This window comes from Olleya sp. 1-3 (genome assembly GCF_002836085.1).
Taxonomy (GTDB): Bacteria; Bacteroidota; Bacteroidia; order Flavobacteriales; family Flavobacteriaceae; genus Olleya; species Olleya namhaensis.
Map to the genome: position 1 here is coordinate 233,073 of NZ_PJBW01000003.1, position 24,929 is coordinate 258,001.

The 24,929-nt window shown below is 32.7% G+C and carries 31 protein-coding genes; 27 read left to right on the forward strand and 4 right to left on the reverse strand.

Translation table 11 applies throughout. The features are described from left to right. The first annotated feature begins 13 nt into the window (after positions 1-13). On the forward strand, positions 14-643 hold the full coding sequence (locus CXF54_RS05050) for a tRNA (guanine-N1)-methyltransferase (RefSeq protein WP_101202725.1): 630 nt from the start codon (positions 14-16) through the stop codon (positions 641-643). Between the two features lie 61 nt (positions 644-704). Then, complete coding sequence (locus CXF54_RS05055; RefSeq protein WP_090840580.1) at positions 705-1,142, forward strand: GNAT family N-acetyltransferase; 438 nt, start codon at positions 705-707, stop codon at positions 1,140-1,142. 76 nt (positions 1,143-1,218) lie between these two features. Here CXF54_RS05055 and CXF54_RS05060 read toward each other — a convergent pair whose 3' ends face one another. Next, positions 1,219-2,067, reverse strand: coding sequence for a DUF2911 domain-containing protein (locus CXF54_RS05060; RefSeq protein WP_101202696.1), 849 nt, complete (start codon positions 2,065-2,067; stop codon positions 1,219-1,221). A gap of 147 nt (positions 2,068-2,214) precedes the next feature. Between CXF54_RS05060 and CXF54_RS05065 the strand changes: the two genes are divergently transcribed. The 21 genes from CXF54_RS05065 (at position 2,215) to CXF54_RS05165 (ending at position 18,528) form a co-directional block, all read left to right on the forward strand. Continuing rightward, positions 2,215-2,544, forward strand: coding sequence for an ArsR/SmtB family transcription factor (locus CXF54_RS05065; protein WP_090840584.1), 330 nt, complete (start codon positions 2,215-2,217; stop codon positions 2,542-2,544). Between the two features lie 34 nt (positions 2,545-2,578). Continuing rightward, on the forward strand, positions 2,579-3,049 hold the full coding sequence (locus CXF54_RS05070; protein ID WP_101202697.1) for a DUF6428 family protein: 471 nt from the start codon (positions 2,579-2,581) through the stop codon (positions 3,047-3,049). A gap of 1 nt (position 3,050) precedes the next feature. After that, positions 3,051-3,539, forward strand: coding sequence for a GNAT family N-acetyltransferase (locus CXF54_RS05075; RefSeq protein WP_090840588.1), 489 nt, complete (start codon positions 3,051-3,053; stop codon positions 3,537-3,539). Between the two features lie 224 nt (positions 3,540-3,763). After that, positions 3,764-4,423, forward strand: coding sequence for a TetR family transcriptional regulator C-terminal domain-containing protein (locus CXF54_RS05080; protein ID WP_101202698.1), 660 nt, complete (start codon positions 3,764-3,766; stop codon positions 4,421-4,423). A gap of 109 nt (positions 4,424-4,532) precedes the next feature. Next, positions 4,533-5,843 (forward strand): ABC1 kinase family protein, encoded by a 1,311-nt coding sequence (locus tag CXF54_RS05085; RefSeq protein WP_101202699.1) that lies wholly within the window; start codon positions 4,533-4,535, stop codon positions 5,841-5,843. Then, complete coding sequence (locus CXF54_RS05090; protein WP_101202700.1) at positions 5,844-6,461, forward strand: flavin reductase family protein; 618 nt, start codon at positions 5,844-5,846, stop codon at positions 6,459-6,461. Between the two features lie 100 nt (positions 6,462-6,561). Continuing rightward, the gene (locus CXF54_RS05095) at positions 6,562-7,986 is read left to right on the forward strand and encodes an SDR family oxidoreductase (RefSeq protein WP_101202701.1); all 1,425 of its coding nucleotides are present in this window, start codon (positions 6,562-6,564) and stop codon (positions 7,984-7,986) included. Continuing rightward, a complete protein-coding gene (locus CXF54_RS05100) occupies positions 7,979-8,131 on the forward strand; it encodes a DUF2256 domain-containing protein (RefSeq protein WP_090840598.1) in 153 nt (50 codons plus the stop codon). Before CXF54_RS05095 ends, CXF54_RS05100 begins: the two co-directional genes overlap by 8 nt. Beyond that, a complete protein-coding gene (locus tag CXF54_RS05105; protein WP_101202702.1) occupies positions 8,101-9,414 on the forward strand; it encodes a DASH family cryptochrome in 1,314 nt (437 codons plus the stop codon). Before CXF54_RS05100 ends, CXF54_RS05105 begins: the two co-directional genes overlap by 31 nt. 71 nt (positions 9,415-9,485) lie before the next feature. Continuing rightward, positions 9,486-11,018, forward strand: a complete 1,533-nt coding sequence (locus tag CXF54_RS05110) for a cryptochrome/photolyase family protein (RefSeq protein WP_101202703.1) — start codon at positions 9,486-9,488, stop codon at positions 11,016-11,018. Positions 11,019-11,192: 174 nt separating this feature from the next. Beyond that, positions 11,193-12,677, forward strand: coding sequence for a cryptochrome/deoxyribodipyrimidine photo-lyase family protein (locus tag CXF54_RS05115; protein ID WP_198551041.1), 1,485 nt, complete (start codon positions 11,193-11,195; stop codon positions 12,675-12,677). A 112-nt stretch (positions 12,678-12,789) separates the two neighbouring features. Next, positions 12,790-13,218, forward strand: coding sequence for a hypothetical protein (locus CXF54_RS05120; RefSeq protein WP_101202705.1), 429 nt, complete (start codon positions 12,790-12,792; stop codon positions 13,216-13,218). Further along, positions 13,219-13,497, forward strand: a complete 279-nt coding sequence (locus CXF54_RS05125; RefSeq protein WP_090840609.1) for a TIGR03643 family protein — start codon at positions 13,219-13,221, stop codon at positions 13,495-13,497. A 63-nt stretch (positions 13,498-13,560) separates the two neighbouring features. Continuing rightward, positions 13,561-14,256: a GTP cyclohydrolase I FolE gene (gene folE / locus CXF54_RS05130; RefSeq protein ID WP_101202706.1), complete on the forward strand. Its 696-nt coding sequence runs from the start codon at positions 13,561-13,563 to the stop codon at positions 14,254-14,256. A 4-nt stretch (positions 14,257-14,260) separates the two neighbouring features. Next, positions 14,261-14,485 carry a hypothetical protein gene (locus CXF54_RS05135; protein ID WP_090840613.1) on the forward strand — a complete coding sequence of 75 codons (225 nt, stop codon included), beginning with the start codon at positions 14,261-14,263 and terminating at the stop codon, positions 14,483-14,485. A 98-nt stretch (positions 14,486-14,583) separates the two neighbouring features. Further along, positions 14,584-15,267 carry an SDR family NAD(P)-dependent oxidoreductase gene (locus CXF54_RS05140; protein ID WP_101202707.1) on the forward strand — a complete coding sequence of 228 codons (684 nt, stop codon included), beginning with the start codon at positions 14,584-14,586 and terminating at the stop codon, positions 15,265-15,267. 5 nt (positions 15,268-15,272) lie between these two features. Continuing rightward, positions 15,273-15,815, forward strand: a complete 543-nt coding sequence (locus tag CXF54_RS05145; protein WP_101202708.1) for a glutathione peroxidase — start codon at positions 15,273-15,275, stop codon at positions 15,813-15,815. Beyond that, complete coding sequence (locus tag CXF54_RS05150) at positions 15,812-16,273, forward strand: TspO/MBR family protein (RefSeq protein WP_101202709.1); 462 nt, start codon at positions 15,812-15,814, stop codon at positions 16,271-16,273. The genes CXF54_RS05145 and CXF54_RS05150 overlap by 4 nt, the downstream gene beginning before the upstream one ends. A gap of 36 nt (positions 16,274-16,309) precedes the next feature. Next, entirely contained in the window at positions 16,310-16,771 is a 462-nt protein-coding gene (locus CXF54_RS05155) for an SRPBCC family protein (RefSeq protein ID WP_101202710.1), read from the forward strand. Positions 16,772-16,774: 3 nt separating this feature from the next. Further along, a complete protein-coding gene (locus tag CXF54_RS05160; protein ID WP_101202711.1) occupies positions 16,775-18,079 on the forward strand; it encodes a cryptochrome/photolyase family protein in 1,305 nt (434 codons plus the stop codon). Between the two features lie 83 nt (positions 18,080-18,162). Further along, positions 18,163-18,528: a nuclear transport factor 2 family protein gene (locus tag CXF54_RS05165; RefSeq protein ID WP_101202712.1), complete on the forward strand. Its 366-nt coding sequence runs from the start codon at positions 18,163-18,165 to the stop codon at positions 18,526-18,528. A 76-nt stretch (positions 18,529-18,604) separates the two neighbouring features. On the opposite strand, the gene murA is transcribed toward CXF54_RS05165, so the two are convergent. The 3 genes from murA to CXF54_RS05180 all read right to left on the reverse strand — a co-directional run bounded on the left by murA (position 18,605) and on the right by CXF54_RS05180 (position 20,961). After that, positions 18,605-19,921: a UDP-N-acetylglucosamine 1-carboxyvinyltransferase gene (murA, locus tag CXF54_RS05170; protein ID WP_101202713.1), complete on the reverse strand. Its 1,317-nt coding sequence runs from the start codon at positions 19,919-19,921 to the stop codon at positions 18,605-18,607. Between the two features lie 9 nt (positions 19,922-19,930). Further along, the gene (locus CXF54_RS05175) at positions 19,931-20,596 is read right to left on the reverse strand and encodes a DUF4290 domain-containing protein (protein WP_090840631.1); all 666 of its coding nucleotides are present in this window, start codon (positions 20,594-20,596) and stop codon (positions 19,931-19,933) included. Between the two features lie 71 nt (positions 20,597-20,667). Beyond that, positions 20,668-20,961 carry a DUF493 family protein gene (locus CXF54_RS05180; RefSeq protein ID WP_101202714.1) on the reverse strand — a complete coding sequence of 98 codons (294 nt, stop codon included), beginning with the start codon at positions 20,959-20,961 and terminating at the stop codon, positions 20,668-20,670. An 89-nt stretch (positions 20,962-21,050) separates the two neighbouring features. On the opposite strand from CXF54_RS05180, the gene CXF54_RS05185 reads away from it, so the two are divergent. From CXF54_RS05185 to CXF54_RS05200, 4 genes are all read left to right on the forward strand, one after another. Next, positions 21,051-21,593: an AAA family ATPase gene (locus CXF54_RS05185; protein ID WP_101202715.1), complete on the forward strand. Its 543-nt coding sequence runs from the start codon at positions 21,051-21,053 to the stop codon at positions 21,591-21,593. Next, on the forward strand, positions 21,594-23,495 hold the full coding sequence (locus CXF54_RS05190; protein WP_101202716.1) for an ATP-dependent DNA helicase RecQ: 1,902 nt from the start codon (positions 21,594-21,596) through the stop codon (positions 23,493-23,495). It abuts the gene before it with no gap. Further along, complete coding sequence (gene fmt / locus CXF54_RS05195; protein WP_101202717.1) at positions 23,492-24,442, forward strand: methionyl-tRNA formyltransferase; 951 nt, start codon at positions 23,492-23,494, stop codon at positions 24,440-24,442. The genes CXF54_RS05190 and fmt overlap by 4 nt, the downstream gene beginning before the upstream one ends. Before the next feature lie 192 nt (positions 24,443-24,634). Next, positions 24,635-24,907, forward strand: a complete 273-nt coding sequence (locus CXF54_RS05200) for an HU family DNA-binding protein (protein WP_090840641.1) — start codon at positions 24,635-24,637, stop codon at positions 24,905-24,907. The last annotated feature ends 22 nt before the right edge of the window (positions 24,908-24,929 follow it).

Genomic DNA, 24,929 nt, shown 5'->3' on the forward strand with positions numbered 1-24,929 from the left:
CAAAACAATTACCATGCGTCATACAAACTATTTATTAGTAACTATTTTTATTTTCTTATTTTCATTTATAGCAGTAGCACAAACTGAAACCACAGAAGAAGACGATAAACTATCTCTAGATTCTGGAACATTAGAAAACCAGTTCGAATACCTTACAAAAAGGTCTAATAACTGGAGAGATCAGCGCGGACAATCTTATGAAGTTGTAAGAAACGAATGGATTGCAAAATTAAAATCACACACCTTAGACTCGCTTAAAGTACTAAAAAAGGAATTACTTGACACGCAAAACAAAGTAAGCTCTCAAAGTCAAGAAGTAGAGCAGCTAAAAAGTAGCCTAAGCAACACTAAAACTAATTTAGAAGAAACTAACCAAGAAAAAGACAGCATGTCTTTATTTGGTCTACAAATGAGCAAAGGCGGGTATAACACCTTACTTTGGTCAATCATAGCAGGATTATTAGCCTTTTTATTCTTTTTTATCTTTAAGTTTAAAAATAGTAATGCAGTTACTAAAGAAGCTAAATTAAAATTAGAAGAAATAGAAGAAGAATTTGAAGAGCACAGACGTAACGCCTTAGAACGCGAACAAAAAGTAAGACGTCAACTTCAAGACGAATTAAACAAAAGCAGAAATAGCTAAGTTTAAATAAAAAAATACAAAATCAATTAAAATCTGTAAATTCACGTTTACAGATTTTTTTATGACCATAATTCAAGCCAACCTCACACATTTAGATCAAGTAGCAACATTGTTTAATCAATACCGCATCTTTTATAGACAAACGCCAAATCTAGAAGGTTCCACACGGTTTATAAAAGATAGACTAACCAAGCAAGACTCTATTATTTTAATCGCTTTCGCGGAAAAAAAGCCGGTCGGATTCACACAATTGTTTCATAGTTTTTCAAGTGTTAGCATGCAACCTTTATTTATTTTAAACGATTTATTTGTAAATGAAAACTATCGCAAACAAGGTTATGGTGTCACCCTTTTAAACGAAGCAAAAGCGGTGTGTAAAAAGCATAATTACAAAGGCTTAGCCTTACAAACAGAAAGAACCAACCCAGCGCAAAAGCTTTATGAAAGCTTAGGTTGGAAACAAGATCAAGACCTTCAATATTTTTGGACTAATCAATAAAAAAAGCGCAATCCAATGGATTGCGCTTTATAATATTTAAACTAGTGGTTAATTACCAAAAGCTAGAAGCCAATAATTACATTGCTCCCCATTCTTTTAAAGAATCTTTATTCATCTTAACGTAGTCAGCATTTTTAGCTTTATCAGCATACTCTAAAGATGCTTTAGCAGCTTTAATAGCTCCTTTTTTATCTCCAGCTTTTGCATGGATTAACGCTTGTTGACGTAACCACCAAAATTTAGGAGATTCTTTAGTCATATCAATTGCTTTGTCAATCCAAGTTACTGCTTGCTTAATATCTTTTCCAGATTCTAAGTAGTAACGTGCAGATGCATAATAGTTATCAGCACTTGGTCCATTCATTATTTTAGAAATAGCATCTGTTACTGTTGCATCAGTTGGTACACCAATTGTAACATCTACCATTGTGTTTTCCCATAGTAAACTTAATACTGCAGAGTCATTAGTTAAATTATCAAATGTAAATGTAAACGTTTCGATAGACATTGGTAAAGTTGTTGTTTTTACGCTAACCTTTGCTGCCACTTTAGAATCGTCCCATGTTGCAGGTGTTCCCCAGTTTTCTGTATCAGTATAAAATACAACCTCCCAGTTCTCTTTATTAGGTGTTGTAAAAATAGCATAAGATCCAGCTTTTAAAGTCTGCTCTCCAATTGTAACTGCTGTACTAAAAGTAATAATAGTGTTTTTGTTTGCTCCTGTTCTCCAAAGCTTTCCAAAAGGCACTAAGTTTCCAAAAATTTCGCGACCTCTCATTGATGGTCTAGAATAATCTAAAGTAACATCCGTTAAACCAACTGTTTGCTCAATTTTTTGAGAAGGACTTGGTTGTGGCGTTTCTATTTGTGCATTAACAGCAAATGATACTGTCAACACCATAATAAGTGTAAATAATTTTTTCATGGTTGACTTTTTAATAAGTTATTTAAAACGTAAAATTAAGCATTAGAAATACCTTGTTTGTTAATAAAACCTTAAAAAAAGAGTAATCTGTTTTATCAATCAAACTATTAATCGTAATATTGCGATGTACAAATACACAAACAAAAAATGGGATTAATTAAAACCGAAAAATTTTCAGAATCACAAAATCAAATTGCATTATTTGCTAAAGCGTTTGGACACCCTGCTAGAGTAGCCATTATACAGCATCTCTTTAAAATTAATGCTTGTGTGTGTGGTGATTTAGTAGAAGAGATTGGGTTAGCACAACCCACAATCTCACAACATTTAAAAGAACTGAAAAACTTAGGTTTAATACAAGGTACTATTGAGGGTACTAGTGTTTGCTATTGTATAAACAAGGACAATTGGACAGCCATGAAAACACTTTTAAATGGCTTTTTTAACAACAATTTAGACAGCAACACGTGTTGCTAACATCAAAATATTAATCATAATAACACATTAAATTATGACACTTTCAGAAATTAAAAAACACTTATCACAATTAGAGACTATTTCTTTTACACTACCTGATGGTAGTTTAGTCCCAAACCATTTTCATGTTACGGAGGTGGGCAAAGTAACAAAGCATTTTATAGATTGTGGCGGAACTGTAAGGGAAGAGAAAAAAGTAAATTTCCAATTATGGAATGCAGATGATTATGATCACAGATTACATCCTGAAAAACTGGTTAAAATTATCACCCTTTCTGAAGACATCTTTAATCTTCAAGATTTAGAGATTGAAGTAGAGTTTCAAGGAGAACAAACCATTCAAAAATTTGGTTTAGAATTTCAAAACAATACGTTTCAACTAACATCATTAGTAACCGATTGTTTAGCAAAGGATAAATGCGGAATCCCAGAACCAAAACAAAAACTACAATTTTCAGACTTACAATCAGGTGAAACATGTACTCCAGGTTCTGGATGTTGTTAGAATGAAAATTATTACCATAAATAAAACCAATTTCTCAGAAGTACAATCCATTTATCAAGATGGTATTGCTACTGGAGTTGCAACGTTTGAAACAGTTGTACCTGATTGGGATTATTGGAATAATAACCACTTACCTATTGGTCGTATTTTAGCAATAAAAGACGACCAATATTTAGGATGGGCCTCGTTAAGCGCTACCTCTAAACGCAAGGTCTACTCTGGCGTTGCAGAAGTTAGTGTTTATGTTTCAAAACATTTTAGAGGCCAAAAAGTTGGAGATTTCCTGCTAAAAAAACTAATTGAGATTAGCGAGCAGCATAATATATGGACACTACAAGCCGGGATTATGCGGGCCAATACTGCTAGCTTAAAATTACACACCAATAATCAATTTAGAGTTATTGGATACAAAGAAAAAATAGGGCAATTAAATGGCATTTGGCTAGACAATGTTATACTAGAAAGGCGCAGCAAAACTGTTGGTTGCTAAATTCAACATACAAATGAAAGATGTAAACGACATGTATTCATTCTCATCACTTTCAAGCTAGTTTTAATCTAACTATAATAGAACATCAAGCTCACTTATTCTTCAATTTCAGTGCAAACTGAAACTAAAAACAGTACATAACACAAACTCGTGTTAAATTTTGTTTAACTTTAATCAATCATCGTTAAACATTTTGTATCTTTATGCTATCAAATTTTCACAGGATGGCAAAAAAGAAAAACATAAGCAGTAACGACATTATTTCATTTTACATGGATTTTGTCTTAGAACATAACGAACAACCTAAATCGGTTTACGCATTTGCGAAGCATAATAATTTTGAGGAATCTAAATTTTATGAGCACTTCGGAACATTTGATGCTATAGAAAAAGGAGTCTTCAAAGCCTTTTTTGACAACACGCATCATGCCTTAGAAGCTAGCGAGGAATACGCACACTTTGAGCCTAGAAATAAATTACTAAGCTTCTACTTTACCTTTTTTGAAAATCTTACCGCTAACAGAAGTTATGTGGTATATGCTTTACACAAACATAAAAACAGTCTGAAAGGCTTCGCTGCGTTATCAGAGCTTAAAGCAAGTTTTGCACACTATATAAAAGATTTAGGTATCGAGCTTATTGATATTAAACAAGAACAGCTAAACAAAATTCAAGATAGAGGTCTTACAGAAACCGCATGGTTACAATTATTATTAACCATGAAATTTTGGATGGATGATACTTCTGCTTCGTTTGAAAAAACAGACATTTTTATAGAAAAATCTGTGAACACTAGTTTTGATGTATTAAACGTCATGCCTTTAAAAAGCCTAATTGACTTTGGAAAATTCATCTTTAAAGAAAAAATTAAAATGAACAATTAAAATTACCCTTAGCACAGTACATAAAATACAACGACTTCTAATTGTCATTCAGAGCAAAAAGAAGTCTCTAAATCTTCTGGATACTTATTATTACTAAAATCCACAACTATTGAAAACGATAGACAAAATACCAACTTCAAAAATTTCTAGAGCAACTAAACTTGTTACTACTGGAGCAAAAGTTGGTGTTAATTACCTAAAATACTATGGTGACAAAATCACCAAAACTGAAGCCGAAGCTAAAGCTAGACTTAACGAAAATAATGCGGAAGACATTTACGATGGTTTAAAGCAATTAAAAGGAAGTGCGCTTAAAGTAGCACAAATGTTAAGCATGGAAAAAAGTATTTTGCCACAAGCTTATGTAGAGAAGTTTTCGTTGGCACAATTTTCTGTACCACCACTTTCTGCGCCTTTAGTTAGTAAAACTTTTAAAAAATATTTCGGTAAATTACCAAGCCAAATTTACGACTCTTTTAATCTAAATTCTGTAAATGCTGCCAGTATTGGACAAGTGCATTTAGCCGAAAAGGATGGGAAAAAACTTGCTGTGAAAATTCAATATCCAGGAGTCGCAGATAGCATTGCTAGCGATTTGGCTATGGTAAAACCTATTGCCATAAAAATGTTTAATATTAAAGGTAAGGACTCTGATAAGTACTTTCAAGAAGTAGAAAACAAATTAGTAGAAGAAACCAACTATATATTAGAAGTTGAGCAGAGTAAAGCTATTGTTGCAGCGTGTAAGCACATCCCTAATTTAAAGTTTCCAAACTACTATGAAGCATTATCTTCAGAACGTATCATTACTATGGATTGGATGGAAGGCGAACACCTTTCTGAATTTACTGCATATAATAAAGATCAAAACAAAGCGGATCAATTAGGACAAGCCCTTTGGGATTTTTATATGTACCAATTGCATGTTATAAAAAAAGTACATGCCGATCCGCATCCTGGAAACTTCTTAGTCTCTAAATCTGCCGATTTAATTGCTTTAGATTTTGGATGTATGAAAGAGGTACCTGAAGATTTTTACGTGCCTTATTTTGAATTAGCAAAACCAGAGGTTATCGATAATAAAATCTTATTCACTGAAAAAATGTACGAATTAGAGATTTTAAGAGAAGAAGACACTCAAGAAGAATTAGATTTTTTCTCTGCAATGTTTCATGAGTTATTAAGCTTATTTACAAAACCTTTCCACGAAGATACTTTTGATTTCTCAGACCCTGAATTTTTTAACGCTATTTCAGAAATGGGACAACGTTACAGTAAAAGTACAGAGTTAAGAAAAATGAATGGAAACCGAGGTTCTAAGCACTTTATTTACATAAACAGAACATTCTTTGGTTTATATAATTTAATGTTTGATTTAAAAGCAAAAAACGTTCAAATCAACAATTACAAATCCTTATAAATGGCTTATTTTAATTTAAAACAGATTCAAGAATTAGAGCATTTGTATAAAATTAATTTAATTAATAGTTGCTCTGGTTTTAAAAGTGCTAATTTAATTGGCACAAAATCTACCAAGGGACAAGAAAATGTAGCTGTATTTAGTTCGGTAACACATATTGGTAGTAATCCACCTTTATTGGGCTTTTTCTGCAGACCAACAACGGTGACCCGTCACACGTATGATAACATAAAAAACACAGGTGTTTATACTATAAATCATATTGACTTAAACAATTTTGAAGACGCACATCATACCTCTGCTAAATACGACCAGTCGATTTCAGAATTTGATATGACTGGTTTAGAATCAGAATACAAAGATAATTGTAAAGCGCCATTTGTTAAAGGGGCTCCAATTCAACTAGAAATGAAATTTGTTGAAGAATATCTAATCAAAGCTAATAACACGATTTTAGTAATCGGAGAAATACAAGGCTTGCATATTAATGGCGATTTATTGCAAGACGATGGATTTATAAACTTATCCAAAGCTAATATTGCTGCCATTAATGGTCTAGACGGTTACACAATCCCTAAATTAGAGAAACGCTTAGAATACCAAAGACCTAGAAAATAAATAAATTAAAAATATTGATAAACACAACGTCAGTTCGAGTGATTTTTTGAAGAATGAAAAAAATTGTATCGAGAACAACATAACACTTAAAACCAAACCCATGAGAATATTAGTAACAGGAGCAACAGGTTACATTGGTAAGCGCATTATCCCGTTACTATTAGAACAAGGACACACTGTAGTTTGTGCTGTTAGAGGTAAATTACGTACAGAACGTAAATATTCTGAAGAAGAAAATTTACACGTTATTGAGGCTGACTTTCTAAAGCCTGAAACTTTAAGTAATATTCCAAAAGATATTGATGCTGCCTATTATTTGATTCATTCTATGTCAAATTCGGTAGATCAATTTCATCAAATGGAAGAAGACTGTGCTGTAAATTTCAAAAATTATATTGAAACAACTAACGCCAAGCAAGTCATTTATTTAAGTGGTATTACAAACGACACCAAATTATCTAAGCATTTATTATCTAGAAAAAATGTCGAAACAACTTTACAATCCAAACACTACGCCTTAACTGTTTTTAAAGCAGGTATAATTGTAGGTTCTGGTAGTGCTAGTTTTGAAATTATAAGAGATTTAGTAGAAAAACTTCCTGTTATGGTTGCGCCTAAATGGTTAAATACAAAAACACAACCTATTGGCGTTAGAGATGTCTTAACGTTTTTAATTCGTGGTCTTGGAAACCAAAAATTATATAATACTTCACACGATATTTTTGGACCAGAAGTCATGACATATAAGCAAATGTTACTAAAATTTGCTGAAGCCAGAAAATTAAAGCGCTACATATTAACGGTACCTGTAATGACACCAAAACTGTCTAGTTATTGGCTATATTTTGTAACATCAACGTCTTACAAATTAGCGTCATCGCTAGTAAATAGTATGGGGATTGAAATTATAGGCGAAAAAAGTAATATTAATAAATTATTAGACGTCAATCCAATGTCGTATCAAAAAGCTGTAGCGTTAGCTTTTGTCAAGATTGAAGGTAACGATATTATTTCAAGCTGGAAAGATGCACTTATTAATAGCCGATTTAAAAAACGAGCATCCACACAATATTTAAAAGTACCAAAACACGGTTGCTTTACAGACATAAAAGAACGCAAAGTCAAAGACGAGCAGCGTACACTTGAAAAAATTTGGGCTATTGGTGGCGAAAACGGTTGGTATTACGGGACGTTTTTATGGAAAATCAGAGGTTTTCTGGATAAACTAGTTGGTGGTATTGGTTTGCGTCGTGGACGTACAAATAAAACAAAAATAAAAACTGGAGATGCCTTAGACTTTTGGCGTGTCCTTTTAGCAGATAAAGAAGAACAGCGTCTAATACTCTTTGCAGAAATGAAACTGCCCGGAGAAGCCTGGTTAGAATTTAGAGTGGCCAAAGGTAAAGTTTACCAACGTGCTACTTTTAGACCTAGAGGATTGGCGGGACGTTTGTATTGGTATAGTGTATTACCATTTCATGGCTTTATTTTTAAAGGGATGATTAACAAATTAGCCAATGCCTAAAAACATAAAAAAACAAAATCTACCAACCAAAACATGCCCAACGTGTCAATTGCCATTTACATGGCGTAAAAAATGGGAAAAGAGTTGGAATGACGTAAAATATTGTAGTGAAAAATGCAGACGCAACAAAACAAAAACAGCCTAGTTTGGTTTAAAAACGACCTAAGATCTCAAGATAATATTGCTCTTAAAAATGCGATAGCAAACAGTAATAATACCATTGCTGTTTATTGTTTTGACCCAAGACAATTTAAAAAATCCCCTTTTGGATTTAAAAAGACTGAAAATTTTAGAGGGCAGTTTTTAATCGAAACTATAACAGATTTAAAGCAGCAATTAAAACAACTTAATATTCCGTTGTTCGTTTACACGGAAACCCCAGAACACGCTATCCATGATTTAGTTAAACAACATAATATTTCGACTGTTTACCTTCAAAAAGAATGGACAGATGAAGAGGTTTCGGTTATCAATCAAGTAAAAGCTAATCTTTCAGATGACATAGAATGTATTGAAACTTACGACCAGTTTTTATACCATCCAGAAGATATTCCGTTTAAAACGAAAGCATTGCCTCACGTGTTCACACAATTTAGGAAACAATGCGAAAAACTGAGTACTATCAGACCTTTAAACGTCACTAATTCAGCTACAGCGGAAAACTTCAACATAACAAACAACACAACAATTCCTACTTTAGAAACTTTAGGATTGGATACTATAACTCCGCATCCTAATAATGCATTTCCTTTTAAAGGAGGACAAACCGAAGCTTTAAGACGCTTAAATAATTATTTTTTCGAAACCAAAAAATTAGGCTTTTACAAAAAAACTAGAAACGGATTAATAGGTACAGACTTTAGCTCTAAGTTTTCGCCATGGTTAGCTAACGGAAGTTTATCTGCTAAACAAATTTATCATGAAGTTATACGTTTTGAAAACGAACATTTAAAAAACGAATCTACTTATTGGCTAATTTTTGAATTGATTTGGCGAGATTATTTTAAATACGTGTCCTTAAAACACGGTAACCAACTATTTAAAATAGGTGGTATTTTAAACAAGCAATACGACTGGTCTACAAATCAGACAAAAATTAAACAATGGATTGATGGTAACACACCAGAACCTTTTGTTAACGCTAACATGCTTGAGCTTAAAAAAACAGGTTGGATGAGTAATCGCGGACGACAAAATGTTGCCAGCTATTTTGCAAAATCTTTAGAATTAGATTGGCGTATTGGAGCAAGTTATTTTGAAAGCATGCTTATAGATTATGATGTACACAGCAACTACGGAAACTGGATGTATGTTGCAGGCGTTGGAAACGATCCAAGAGACCGAAAATTTAACGTAAAACTACAAGCAGAACGCTATGATACTAACGGGAAATATCAGCGATTATGGCTGCAAGACACCCTTTTTTAAGATACGTCCGTTTAAGTGTTTTATAAGCACAAGCAAAATACAAAAAGAACTAAACAGAAAACAACCAATCATTGAAAACATTAAGACTAATACTTGGCGATCAATTAAATAGTAAACACAGCTGGTACAAAGACAATCCGGAAAACACAGTATATTGTTTGTTTGAAATGCGACAGGAAACCGACTACGTGACACATCATATCCAAAAAATTATTGGATTTTTTGCTGCCATGCGCGATTTTGGTCAACATTTAAAAGACCAAGGTTTTACTGTCCAATATTTAAAACTAGACGACAATAAAAACACCCAAAGCTTAACAGACAACCTTAAGTTACTAATTGAAGAACATAACATTACTAAATTTGAATATCAATTACCTGACGAATACCGATTAGACGAGCAATTGTCTACTTTTTGTAACTCGGTAGATATTGAAACAGAAGCATTTTCAACAGAACATTTTTATACAGAACGTCACGATTTAAAACAGTTTTTTAAAGGTAAAAAGCAATACCTAATGGAAAATTTTTATCGTGATATGCGTAAAAAACACGATATCCTAATGGTTGCAGGACAACCTGAAGGTGGTAAATGGAATTACGACAAAAGTAATCGCAATAAATGGAAAGCCGAGCATCCTATTCCGCCTTACAAATATTTCAAAAATGATATTGAAACTATTGTTACGCTAATAGAAAAAGAAGACATTAAAACACTTGGAACATTAGACACAAAAACCTTTAGTTATCCTATAAATAGGCAACAAGCATTAGAACAACTTAAATATTTTTGCGAAGTATTGTTGATTCATTTTGGAGATTATCAAGATGCCATGCACACGGACCAAGTCTATTTGTTTCATTCTAGACTGTCCTTTGCTATGAATCTAAAATTGATTTCACCTAAAAACATAGTCGATACTGTACTTAATTATTGGCGCAAACATGGAGAGGATATAAATATTAGTCAAGTAGAAGGTTTTATTAGGCAAATTTTAGGTTGGAGAGAATATATGCGTGGCATGTATTGGGCTTTAATGCCAGAATATAAAACGCTTAATTATCTTGAAAACAATAACAATCTACCAGATTTTTACTGGACAGGAAACACAAAAATGAATTGCCTTAAACAATCCATTACCAATAGTCTGGACAATGGTTATGCACACCATATCCAGCGTCTTATGGTTACTGGTAATTTTGCATTATTAGCACAAATAGATCCTGATCAAGTGGACGCCTGGTATTTGGGCATATATGTTGACGCTGTTGAGTGGGTTCAGCTTCCTAATACAAGAGGGATGAGTCAATTTGCAGATGGCGGAAAAATAGCAACAAAACCATATGTGTCTAGCGGAAGTTATATTCATAAAATGGGAAATTACTGCGACAGTTGTCACTATAATAAAAAAGAAAAATTAGGCGACAAAGCGTGTCCTTTTAATAGTTTGTATTGGAATTTTTTGGATGACAAACGTAAACAATTAGGCGATAATTTCAGAATGAAAATGATGTACAGCCTATTAGATAAAATGGAAGCTAAACAACTAAGTAGCCTAAAAGAAAGAGCACAACAAATTATTGAAAATCCTGATAGTTTTTAAAAACACCTCGATACAATTTTTAGAGAAAAACTAAAAACCACGCGATGTGACGATTACGTAAAACAAGACATAAAACAGAAACTAAAAGACAATGCAATCACACAAGCGTCACTTCGCGTGATTTGTGAGGCACGAGCAAATTGTATCGAGAAGCAATAAAGAGTAATCAATAAAATGAAACAAAACCTAAGCATAGTATGGCTAAAACGCGACCTTCGACTACAAGATAACGAAGCCATTACTAATGCTTTAAACTCAAGTCAACACACGCTCCTACTCTATACTTTTGAAGATTTTTTATTACAAGATAAACATTATAGTCAGCGTCATTGGGACTTTATAAAACAATCTTTAGAAGATTTAAACACACAATTAAAACCATACAATTCTAAAGTATTGGTTGTCCAAAATGACATCCAAAAGGTTATAAAAACCATCAACATAACTTTTAACGTCACCAACGTATTTTCTCATAAAGAAACAGGTCTTTTATCTACGTTTAAACGAGATATCGCTTTCGCGGAATTTTCGGCCAATAATACTATTGTTTGGTTAGAAAATGACAATAATGGTGTGCAACGTGGACTAACCAACAGAAATACATGGTATCAGAATTGGGACAATTATATGATGCAAGCCGAGTTTCTGTTTCAACCGAAACCAAATCAGCTACTACCTATAAATCAGATTGAAAGTCTTGAATCCGAACTAAACACAATTTCCGTGTCAACGGATATTTCAAAAACATTTCAAAAAGGAGGCACAACAACAGGATTAAAATATATGCAATCGTTTTACAACGGGCGCTATCACAATTACATGTATCACATCTCTAAACCATTAGATGCTAGAACAGGATGTAGTAGATTATCACCTTACATTGCTTGGGGAAACTTATCCATAAAACAGGTTATTAATGGCGCATCAGACGTTGTAAAGCACACCAAATACAAACGTCATTTAAATGCATTTGTATCTAGACTGCGTTGGCAAGCACACTTTATCCAAAAGTTTGAAATGGAACATCTAATGGAGTTTAAAAGTGTTAACAAAGGCTACCATCAACTTAATAAACCTGTAAATTTAAAATATCAAGAAGCTTGGAAAAATGGACAAACCGGATTTCCTTTAGTGGATGCGTGCATGCGTTGTTTAAAAGAAACTGGCTATCTAAATTTTAGAATGAGAGCTTTAGTCGTTTCATTTTTTACACATAATTTATGGCAACCTTGGCAAGATATGAGCGCGCATCTAGCAAGCTTATTTTTAGACTTCGAGCCCGGTATACATTACCCACAAATACAAATGCAAGCTGGCGAAACAGGTATTAATACTTTACGTATTTACAACCCTTTAAAAAATAGCATAGAACATGATCCTAAAGGCCAATTTATCAAAAAATGGGTTCCAGAATTGGCATGTTTAGAAGCGCCATTTATTCATAACCCTAGTCAAATGTCATATTTTGACCAGCAACTGACAGGATTTCAGCTTGGAACTGATTATCCTTACCCAATAATTGACGAGAAACTAACCAGGACATTTGCTAGTGACACACTATGGAACATGAAAGACAATGTTTTGGTGAAAAAAGAAAGTTATCGTATCTTAAAACGACATACTTTAAGTAACAGAGCTAGAATGATTAACAACCAATAAAGCATAACTACAGTAATAAGATATAATCTAATATGTTAAATTTTGTTTAACATTAATATCAAAAGATTAAACATTTTGTATATTTGAGTATAATATTACAAAACACATCCATTTGTTACTAAATACAACACACACTAGTAAAGAAAATAAGGAACTAATTAATAACACTGTTGGACCTCCTTTTTCAATATTAGAAATGATTAAAAAAAAGGGCGTTGGATCCAAACGGATGATAGTTGACGAGGTTAGTCCAAATATGGCATCAATTTTGAACACTATTAGTGATGTTAATTACGGAAATATAGAATTACGACCAAAAGGAATACTAATTCATGTCACCAAAGGGTTACAAAACTTTACATGGATAATACCATATTATAGGTTAGTTGTGTATAAAGTGGATGGTTCTAGTATCCATTCTAACGGAAAATTTATACATTTTAGAAACAACAAAACCTTTAAAGAAAACAAAAAGTTTTTTGATAAATTAATGACAGAAAAGATAAATTATGACGCTAAATATAATGTGTCGCCATTTTAAATGAAGAAAGAATTTACTATTGAAGAGACAGACAGAATAATTGAAATGGCTTGGGAAGATCGTACACCTTTTGACGCAATTACGTTTCAATTTGGAATTAAAGAACAAGAAGTAATTACATTAATGCGTCGCGAAATGAAACCTAGTAGTTTTAGATTATGGCGCGCAAGAGTACAAGGTAGAAATACCAAGCATAGTAAAAAAAGAGTATTTGAAGATGGACGCTTTAAATGCTCTAGACAAAAACAAATAACACACAATAAAATATCTAAACGTTAGATATTTACAAAAAACTGCTTTGATTTGGCCTGTCAAACCAGATACAGCAAATAAAAAGACATAATGAATAAAGAAGAAGTATTAACAAAACAAACGAGTCAAACTTTACAAGGTTTTGATGACAACGATATTGGAGACGACCACCTATTTACTGGGTTAGAAACACCTATGAAAGCTGATGCTTTCAAGCTTTCTGATCAAGAAAAAAAAGAAAGAATTGCTATCCTTTTTGAAGAAATTATGGACGTTATGGGCTTAGATTTAACAGATGATTCGTTAAAAGGTACACCCAAAAGAGTTGCCAAAATGTACATTGATGAAATATTTTCTGGATTAAACCCTCAAAATAAGCCAAAAATTGCGTTATTTGACAACAAATACCAATACAATCAAATGTTGGTGGAGAAAAATATTACTTTCTACTCCAACTGCGAGCATCACTTTGTACCAATTATAGGTAAAGCTCATGTCGCTTATATTTCTTCAGGAAAAGTAATAGGCTTATCAAAATTAAACAGAATTGTACAGTATTTCGCTAAACGTCCTCAGGTACAAGAACGCTTAACAAACCAAATAGCAGAAGAGCTAAAAGCAATATTAAAAACAGATGATGTTGCAGTTATTATTGATGCCAAACACTTATGTGTATCGTCACGAGGTATTAAAGATGAAACTTCTGCAACAGTGACGACATTTTATGGTGGACAATTTAATACACCAGAAAAAATAGCCGAATTACAAAATTATTTAAAAGATTAGCATTATGAGCATCGTAGACAAAGCAATAGAGTTTTCAGAGAGAAAACATAAGTTTATTACAACAAGCGATCGTATTCTTGCTTCAAGAGAAGCTAAAGATTTAATCCTTGGTGTCAATGAACTTTATAAGGAAAATAAAGATCCAAAATTAATGGATATTATGAAAGCCTTAACTGTTATTAAACAGAAAATTGAAAAACGATTAAAAGGAAGACCATCTGCAGCATAAGTTGTAGATAACGATCTAAATTACATATTAAGTGGTATTAATTAATAAGAGCAATCTTGTTGATACCACTTTTTTTATACCTAAAACTCAGTAAAATCATGAAAAATCTAGTAATAATTGGCGGTAGTAAAGGCATCGGAAAAGCTATTACCGAAACTTTTTTAGAAAACCACAATGTTATAAACATCAGTCGCAGTGCACCAGAATTTACACATGCTAATTTAACACACCACACTTGTGACATTTTAACAGACGATTTACCCGAAATAGAACAAGTAGACACACTTATTTATTGTCCTGGTAGCATAAACCTGAAACCAATTACTAGGTTAAAATTAGATGATTTTAGAAACGATTTTGAAATAAACGTACTTGGAGCAGTAAAAGCCATACAAAAGTATATAGAGCCTTTAAAAAAGGGGCAGCAACCTTCCATTGTATTGTTTAGTACGGTGGCTGCTAAATTAGGTATGCCCTTTCATGCTAGTGTTGCAGCATCTAAAAGTGCAGTAGAAGGTCTAGTAAAATCTGTAGGTGCAGAATTAGCACCAACGGTTAGAATAAATGCCATAGCGCCTACCGTTACAGATACTGAGTTAGCTTCAAAATTATTGCGCAACGATAAAATGATTGAAAATATTACAGAGCGTCATCCTCTAAAAAAGTTTTTGAACCCGCAGGAAGTAGCAGACATGGCGGAATTTTTAACCTCATCTAAAGCAGCTTCAATATCAGGACAAATTTTTGAAATGGATTGTGGAATTGTAAGCTTTAAAATATAATTTATATGAATCCTTTTAAAGCATTTATTGCCACCTTATTTTCTAAAAGCAGCACAACTATTGACCGCTCTAAGCTGCCCAGTATTTATGATATCAAAATCAATAATTTACAAGGCAAACCTATAGATTTTAAAACATTTAAAGGCAAACACATTCTATTTGTAAATGTAGCTTCTAAATGTGGTTTTACACCGCAATACAAAGATTTGCAAGAGTTACAAGATAATAACCCAGATACTTTAAAAATAATAGGTGTCCCTTGCAATCAATTTGGTAGTCAAGAACCAGGAGATGCAAGCGCTATTGAAGAGTTTTGCGAAGTTAATTATGGCGTTTCGTTTTTAATTACTGAAAAGATAAAGGTTAAAGGAACTAATCAACACCCATTGTATGCTTGGCTAACTAACGTGACTAAAAATGGATCAAGCAGTTCTTCTGTTAAATGGAATTTTCAGAAGTATATGGTTAGTCCGGAAGGTCAATTACTAGATTACTACTATTCTACTACAAGTCCTAAAAGTTCAAAAATTACTAAATATTTAAAATGAAATTATTAAAACCATTACTGCTGTTTTTAATAATCAACTTTGGAGGTTTAGCCTTAGGTAGTTGGTTAATGGGCAATGGTCCTTTATCGCCTTGGTACACTAATTTAAACCAAGCTCCTTGGACACCCCCGGGCTGGGTTTTTGGTGTTGCTTGGACCATAATAATGATTTGTTTCTCCGTTTACTTAGCACAACTATTTAGTAGTTATCGCTCTAAAAAACTGACTATCATTTTTTGTATGCAGTTTGTTTTAAACGTAATTTGGAACTACCTTTTTTTCAATCAACACTTAGTATTATTAGCTTTAGCTGCTATAATAGCATTAACAATTGTTATCTTTTACTTCTTTTTAAATTATAAAAAAGACATGAAAAGCAAAAGTTACTTGCTTCTGCCCTATATGATTTGGTTAATTATAGCCACTTCTTTAAATGCTTATATTTTAATTTACAATTAAAAATTTCCGTGTAAACGGTACTAAAACATATACGTTATGAAAATATATAGATTTCATAAAAAACAAAATTTACCAATCACAAAAGCGCAAGCTTGGGATTTTTTATCAGACCCTAAAAACCTAAAGACTATTACTCCTGAATATATGGGGTTTAATATCTTATCTGGTGCGGACAGACCTATGTTTGCAGGGCAGATTATTCAATATATAGTAACGCCAATTTTAGGTATAAAAACCAAATGGGTAACAGAAATTACACATGTTAAAGAAGGTGAATATTTTGTGGACGAGCAACGCTTTGGACCATATGCATTATGGCATCACAAACATTTTATCAAAGCGATTGATGGCGGTGTTGAAATGGAAGATATTATCGATTACAAAATACCAATGGGAATTTTAGGACAACTCATGCATCCCATTTTAGTGAAACCTAAATTGGAGGAAATTTTTAATCATAGAACAGTTAAACTAGAAAAATTTTTCGGAAAGTATTAGCACATGACAACACCTATTAACATATTTTGGTTTAGACGCGATTTGAGGCTAGAAGATAATGTGGGGCTTTATAATGCCTTGCAATCCGAGCTGCCTGTATTACCTATTTTTATTTTTGATAAAGACATTTTAGAACAACTGCCGGAAGACGATGCGCGGGTTTCTTTTATTTTTGAATCTCTTCAAAATATGCGCAATACATTACAAAAAAAGTACAACAGTAGTCTTGCCATGTATTACGGTGCACCGGAAAGTGTTTTTGAAGCTCTAATACAATCTTATAACATTGATACGGTCTTTACAAATCATGATTATGAGCCTTACGCAACTACACGTGATAACAGTATTAAAGCCAAATTATCTAAAAACGACATACATTTTAAAACTTTTAAGGATCAAGTTATTTTTGAAAAAGACGAAGTTGTTAAAAAGGATGGTAAACCCTATATGGTTTATACGCCATACATGCGTGTTTGGAAAGAAACATTTAAAGCACAAGCACTTAAAATATACGATACCAATAAACTTTTAGAGAACACAGTTAAAGAGGTTAATCTACCCAATCTAACTTTATCTGATATTGGTTTTAAAAAAGCGTCTCGAAAAATAGAAGATTATACGGTAACACCAACTTTAATTCAAAATTATGAGGAGACAAGAAATTTTCCTGCTCAGGATTCTACATCAAAATTAGGACCGCATTTAAGATTCGGAACTGTTAGTGTAAGACAAATGGTTAAAAAGGCAATTGCTGAACAAAATGAGATTTTTTGGCAAGAATTAATTTGGCGTGAGTTTTTTATGCAAATTTTGTGGCATTTTCCACATACGCATAAAGATGCATTTAAATCTAAATATGACCGCATTGTATGGCGTAATAATGAAGATGAATTTAAGGCATGGTGCGAAGGTAAGACTGGGTATCCCCTAGTTGATGCAGGAATGCGACAACTTAATCAAACTGGTTTTATGCACAATCGTGTACGTATGTTGGTTGGTAGTTTTTTATGTAAACACCTATTAATAGATTGGCGATGGGGAGAAGCTTATTTTGCTGAAAAACTACATGATTATGATATGTCTAGCAATGTTGGTAACTGGCAATGGGTTGCAGGATCTGGAGTAGATGCTTCTCCGTACTTTAGAATATTTAATCCGACTACACAAATTGACAAATTTGATAAACAGCATAAGTACCTCAACCAATGGGTTCCTGATTATCAAGAATTAACATATCCAAAACCTATTGTAGAGCACAAAATGGCGCGTGAGCGTTGCTTAAAAGTCTATAAAGAAGCGGTTAGTTAAATCTTAGCGCTTTGTTAATACTAGCTTAATATACTGGTTTTTAATTTTTTACTATCTTTAAGTAAACAAAACAACTAAAAATCATGAATACAAAAGACGTCGCTCAAAAATGGGCAAATTTGTGCAGAGCAGGTAAAAACTTAGAATGTATTACAGAGCTGTACGCAGATAATGTAGTAAGTAAAGAGATGCCAGGTATGCCAGGCGAATTAATTACTGGTAAACAAAATGTTTGGAACAAAAGTAAAGCGTGGCTAGAAAGCGTAGAAGATTTTCATGCTAGCGAAATTGGAGAACCTATTGTAGCCGGAAACTTCTTTACAGCAAAAATGAGCTTTGATTGCACATTCAAAGCACGTGGAAGACAACAAATGGAAGAAGTCTGCGTATATGAGGTTAAAAATGGCAAAATAGCCAGCGAACAGTACTTTTATAACATAGGAGAATAACTCCTTATTTAAATAACGACACAAAAAAAAAGCTTCAATTAATATTGAAGCTTTTTTTATATAATTTTAAACTATTCTAGTTTCCTTCTAAACGTTCAATTTTAGCTCCAATAGCTTGTAAACGTTCTACTATTTTTTGGTAACCTCTATCAATTTGTTCAATATTATGTATTGTACTTGTCCCTTTAGCAGATAATGCTGCAATTAACAAAGAGATTCCTGCTCTAATATCTGGAGATACCATTGTTGTTGCCTTTAATTGTGATTTAAAATCATGTCCCATTACTGTAGCTCTATGTGGATCGCAAAGTATAATTTTTGCTCCCATGTCAATTAATTTATCCACAAAAAACAGACGACTTTCAAACATTTTTTGATGCACTAAAACCTCACCTTTTGCTTGTGTAGCTACAACTAAAACAATACTTAATAAGTCAGGAGTAAATCCTGGCCAAGGTGCATCTGCAATAGTTAAAATAGAACCATCAATATAATTTTGTATTTGGTAACCCTCTTTATGAGCAGGAATGTAAATATCATCTCCTTTACGCTCAACAGTAATACCTAACTTTCTAAATACATCTGGTATTTGTCCTAAATCGTCCCAACTTACATTTTTAATTGTAAGTTCTGATTTTGTCATAGCTGCTAAACCTATCCAACTTCCAATTTCAATCATATCTGGCAGCATAGTATGCTCTGTTCCTCCTAAACTATCCACACCTTCAATGGTTAGTAAATTAGATCCAACACCAGAAATTTTTGCTCCCATTCTATTCAGCATCTTACATAGTTGCTGTAAATAAGGCTCACAAGCCGCATTGTATATAGTTGTTGTACCTTCTGCTAACACAGCAGCCATTACAATATTTGCTGTTCCTGTTACAGAAGCTTCATCTAAAAGCATATCTGTACCAATTAATTTATCGGCCTCTACTCCGTAAAAATAGTCTTCACGATTGTATCTAAATTTCGCTCCTAAGTTGATAAACCCTTCAAAGTGAGTATCTAATCTACGACGTCCAATTTTATCACCTCCTGGCTTTGGGATGTATCCTTTACCAAAACGTGCTAATAATGGTCCAACCATCATGATTGATCCTCTAAGTCCACTACCCTCTTTTTTAAAATCGGCAGTTTGCATATAATCTAAGTTAATATCGTCTGCTTGAAAAGAATAAGATTCTTCTTTTAACTTTTTAACCTTAACACCTAAATTTCCTAAAAGTGTTATTAACTTATTAATATCAATAATATCAGGAATATTATTTATGGTTACTTTTTCTGGAGTTAGTAAAACTGCACAAAGTATTTGTAATGCTTCGTTTTTTGCGCCTTGAGGCTGGATGTCTCCTTTTAGTTGGTGACCACCTTCAATTTTAAATGTTCCCATAAATTATGCTTAATATCTTTTTCGGTTTCGGTTTAAGTTGTTGCTTTTTTTGTGGTTGGATGTTTTCTTACTGTTAGTATTACTAGCGTATTTTTTACCACTTGACGCTTTCATTAATCGACCAGAATCTGTTAAACTTTCTTCAGAATCTTTTAAATTAATTTTACCGTCAGACAATTCGAATAAATGGTTAAAAATCACGTAATCTTCTACGGTATCTTTATTCCAATTTAAAAAACACTTTTTCATATGGTTAGCAATGGTGTACGTCAATGCTTCCTTCATCTCACCATCTTCCCATGTATTTGCTACATCAATCATTGTTTTTATGTTATTACCATAAAAACGATATTTTGGAAAATTCTGAGGATATTCTAAAGGTTCAGGACGTTCTGACAACTCTTCTTTAGACGGCGCTCCATAAGGAGAATCTGCGTCTAACTCAAAATTAGCCATGATAAATAACTGATCCCAAAGTTTGTGTTGGAAATCTGCAACGTCACGTAAATGTGGTTGCATATTACCCATTACAGCTATAATAGATTTTGCTAATTTATTACGCTCTTCCTTGGTTTCTTGTATTTTAGCATGATTAATCATTTTTTGAATATGGCGTCCATACTCTGGAATAATTAAATGCTCACGCTCTGTGTTGTACTCTATGTCGTCTATCAAAATAAAAAAAGTGTAGAATTTATAAGTGTTGCATCGAAGTTTCTAATGCTTGTGCAAAATACAAAAAAAATCTAAAGACTTATCACGCCTTCTACTTTTTCTGTAACTTCTAGATATTTTTCTATTACATGATCAGGGTTTTTCATTCTAACATTTATAGAAACGCTAGTATATTTACCATTACTAGACTCTTTTGTTTTAATAACTGCGCCCATATTATCAAAAATAGCTTCAATTTCGGCTATTTTTTGCAAATCTGATAACACTATAAATTTATATAAATACTCATTGGGCCACGTTGCTGTGTCCGCTAATTGTGCTTTTAATTTTGCGTAAAATTCTTCTGGATTTGGTGTCTTATTCATGCTTATTTAGTAAGCAACAAATATACCATTTTGTTTAGATTTTTTTTTAATGAATTAATTTCGGATTTTTACAAATAAATTATTCTCATTTGAAAGCAAAAAAAATAGTTATTACAGGAGGCCCAAGTACAGGAAAGTCGGCAATTATAGACGAATTAACTAAACGTGGCTACACCTGTTACGAAGAAATATCCCGTCAAGTTACCCTTGAAGCAAGAGAAAAAGGCATTGACCAGATGTTTTTGACTGAGCCTTTATTGTTTAGCGAACTATTATTAAAAGGACGCGAACAACAATATAAAGACGCAGTAAATAGTGATAGCGAATTTGTCTTTTTGGACAGAGGTGTGCCTGACGTTGTGGCATACATGGATTATGCAGACGAAAAATACCCAGATAATTTTATTAATTCTTGTAAAGAAAACATTTATGACTATGTTTTTATTTTAGCGCCTTGGCAAGAAATTTATAAAAGTGATGCTGTACGATATGAAAGCTTTGAACAAGCAAAAATTATACATCAAAACTTATTAGAATCTTACCAAAAATACGACTACAATTTACAAGATGTCCCTTTTGGAAGTATTGAAACTAGAGCACAGCATATTTTAGATGTGGTTAAAGCATTATAAATGGCGCATCCAATAAACATATTAGAGCGTTATTGGAAATTTACAGCATTTAGACCTTTGCAAGAAGAGATTATAAATGCTGTGATTAATAATGAAGACACCTTTGCCCTATTACCAACAGGTGGTGGTAAAAGTGTCTGTTTTCAGATTCCGGCATTAGCTAAAGAAGGGATTTGTATTGTCATTTCGCCTTTAGTTGCATTAATGAAAGACCAAGTAAATGCACTTCAAAATAAGGGTATAAAAGCTTTAGCGTTAACTAGCGGAATCCCTAACAGAGAAATTGACACACTTTTAGACAATTGCATTTACGGAAACTACAAGTTTTTATACTTGTCTCCAGAACGATTGCAACAAGAATTGGTACAAGATCGTATTAGACAAATGAATGTTAACCTTATTGCGGTTGACGAAGCCCATTGTATTAGTCAATGGGGAAACGATTTTAGACCAGCTTACAAAAACATTAATATTTTACGTCAGTTACACCCCACAGTAAATGTAATTGCTTTAACTGCCAGTGCCACACCAGAAGTGGTGGAAGATATTATTACGGAGTTGGACTTTATAAGTCCAAAGGTTTTTAAACAATCTTTTTACAGACCAAATATTGCATATATGGTTTTTAATGAAGAAGATAAATATTTTAGACTGGAAGCTATTTTAAAAAAGAATCCACAACCGTCTATTATTTATGTCAGAAATCGACGATTAACACTTGAAATCACTCAATATTTAGAGCAAAAAAACATTGGTAGCACCTATTATCATGGTGGATTAAATAACGCTACAAAAGACCAACACTTAAAAGACTGGCTGGCAAGTAAAAAGCAAGTTATGGTAGCTACCAATGCTTTTGGAATGGGAATTGATAAATCTGATGTAAGGACAGTTATTCATATCAATTTACCTGACAGTATTGAAAGTTATTTTCAAGAAGCAGGGCGTGCTGGACGTGATGAGAACAAAGCATATGCCGTTATTTTAAAAAATAAAAATGACGATAATGCTTTAAATAATCAGTTTCTAAAAGTACTACCAACCGTAGACTTTGTAAAAGTGGTTTACAGAAAATTATGTAGTTACTTCCAAGTCTCTTATGGAGAAGGTGCTTATCAAACCTTTGATTTTAATTTTAACGATTTTTGTAAAGCTTATAAATTTAATACCGTTACCACTTATAATGCACTAAACATATTAGACAACACAAGTATTATTACACTTAGCAAACAGTTTAATAAGCGTATTGAAGTTCAGTTTTTAGTATCAAGTAATACACTTTTTAAGTATTTAGAGTCACATAGAGATTTTGAAGTTATAATAAAATCAATATTAAGAACCTATGGCGGAATTTTTGAGCATGTTACAAAAATAAACAGTAGCCTAGTTTCTGACAAAGCATCTGTTAAGGAGTTTAGACTCCTTAGCGTGCTAGAACAATTAGAAAAAGACGAAGTCATATCGCTTAAAATAAACAAAACAGATGCGCAGATTACTTTTATTGAACCTCGTGAAGACGAAAAAACAATAAACCGTATCGCATCAATAATAGAGCAACAAAATAAGTTAAAGCAAAAACAGGTTAAAGCGGTATTAGATTACGTTAATAATGACCAAATTTGCAAGAGTATGCAGTTACTAACTTACTTTGGAGAAAAAGAAGTTAGTCCCTGTGGGATTTGCTCTGTTTGTATTTCCGCGAAAGCGAAACCCAAAACGGATTTAAATATTACAAAAAACAAAATAATTGAAACTTTAGAGTTTGGAGAACAAACTTCAAAAGCGTTATTTAAGCTATTACCTTTTAACGAAATAGATATAAATAACACCTTAAAAATACTATTGGAAGATAATATCATAGTGATAACAAAAACTAATAGCTACAAATTAAAACACATATGAATAAAGACATAAAGATTGTATTTATGGGTACACCAGATTTTGCTGTAACCACACTAAAAACTATTTTAGAACATAATTACAATGTCGTTGGTGTTATAACCGCACCAGACAAACCTGCTGGACGTGGACGTAAATTAAATGAGTCTGCTGTAAAAGTATTTGCTAAAGAAAAAGGACTAAATATACTGCAACCTACCAATCTTAAAAGTGAAGCCTTTTTGGAAGAGCTAAAAGCTTTAGAGGCTAATTTGCAAATTATCGTAGCGTTTAGAATGTTACCTAAAGTAGTTTGGGACATGCCAGAACATGGTACCTTTAACCTTCATGCATCACTTTTACCAAACTATCGTGGTGCTGCACCAATAAACTGGGCTGTTATTAATGGTGAAACAATAACTGGTGTCTCTACTTTTTTTATTGATGAAAAAATTGATACTGGAGCAATGATCTTACAACAAGAAATAGAGATTGACCCTATTGAAAACGCCGGTAGTCTTCATGACAAATTAATGAACACAGGAAGTCACCTTGTAATAGATACTATTAAGTTAATTGAAACTGGAGAGGTAACCACAACACCACAACCCGAAGATGCTGCATCTAAAACAGCCTATAAGCTAAATAGAGACAATTGTAAAATAGATTTTACGGACACGATTGACAATATATATAATAAGATTCGTGGTTTAAGCCCATATCCAGCTGCTTGGTGCGAATTATTAAATAATAACGAAGTCTTAGATATTAAAATTTATAAAGCTGAAAAAGAAATAGAAGCACACAATTTAGAAACAGGAACTATTATTAGTAACAAATCAACACTTAAAGTCGCTGTAAAAGAAGGCTTTATAAAAATACTAGAATTGAAACTTCCTGGAAAACGCAATATGGATGTAAAATCACTTTTAAACGGTTATCGTTTTGATGAAGACTCAAAACTTCGCTAAACCCTTATTATCATTGATATTGTTATAAAACACAAAAAAACAAGTGTCTTTATTAACAAATGTCAAAAGTTATTAACAAATCAACGCATTTCCCTTGCTATTACTTGCATAGTAGCATAATCCGTATAAATTTGTAAAAGGATTTAACAAAAACTGTTAATCAACTATTTATTAATAATAAAAATTAAAATTATGAACAAAACAGATTTAATCGATGCAATGGCAGAACACGCAGGAATTACTAAAGCAGCTTCTAAGAAAGCTTTAGAATGTGCGTTAATCGAAATAGAAGGAGCGTTACAAAAAGGTAACAGAGTTTCTTTAGTAGGTTTTGGTTCTTGGTCAGTATCTAAAAGAGCTGCTAGAGACGGAAGAAATCCTCAAACTGGAAAAACTATCAAAATCAAAGCTAAAAACGTTGTAAAGTTTAAAGCTGGTTCTGATTTAGCAAATGCTGTAAACTAGTATTTGTTTAAAATAACTTCAA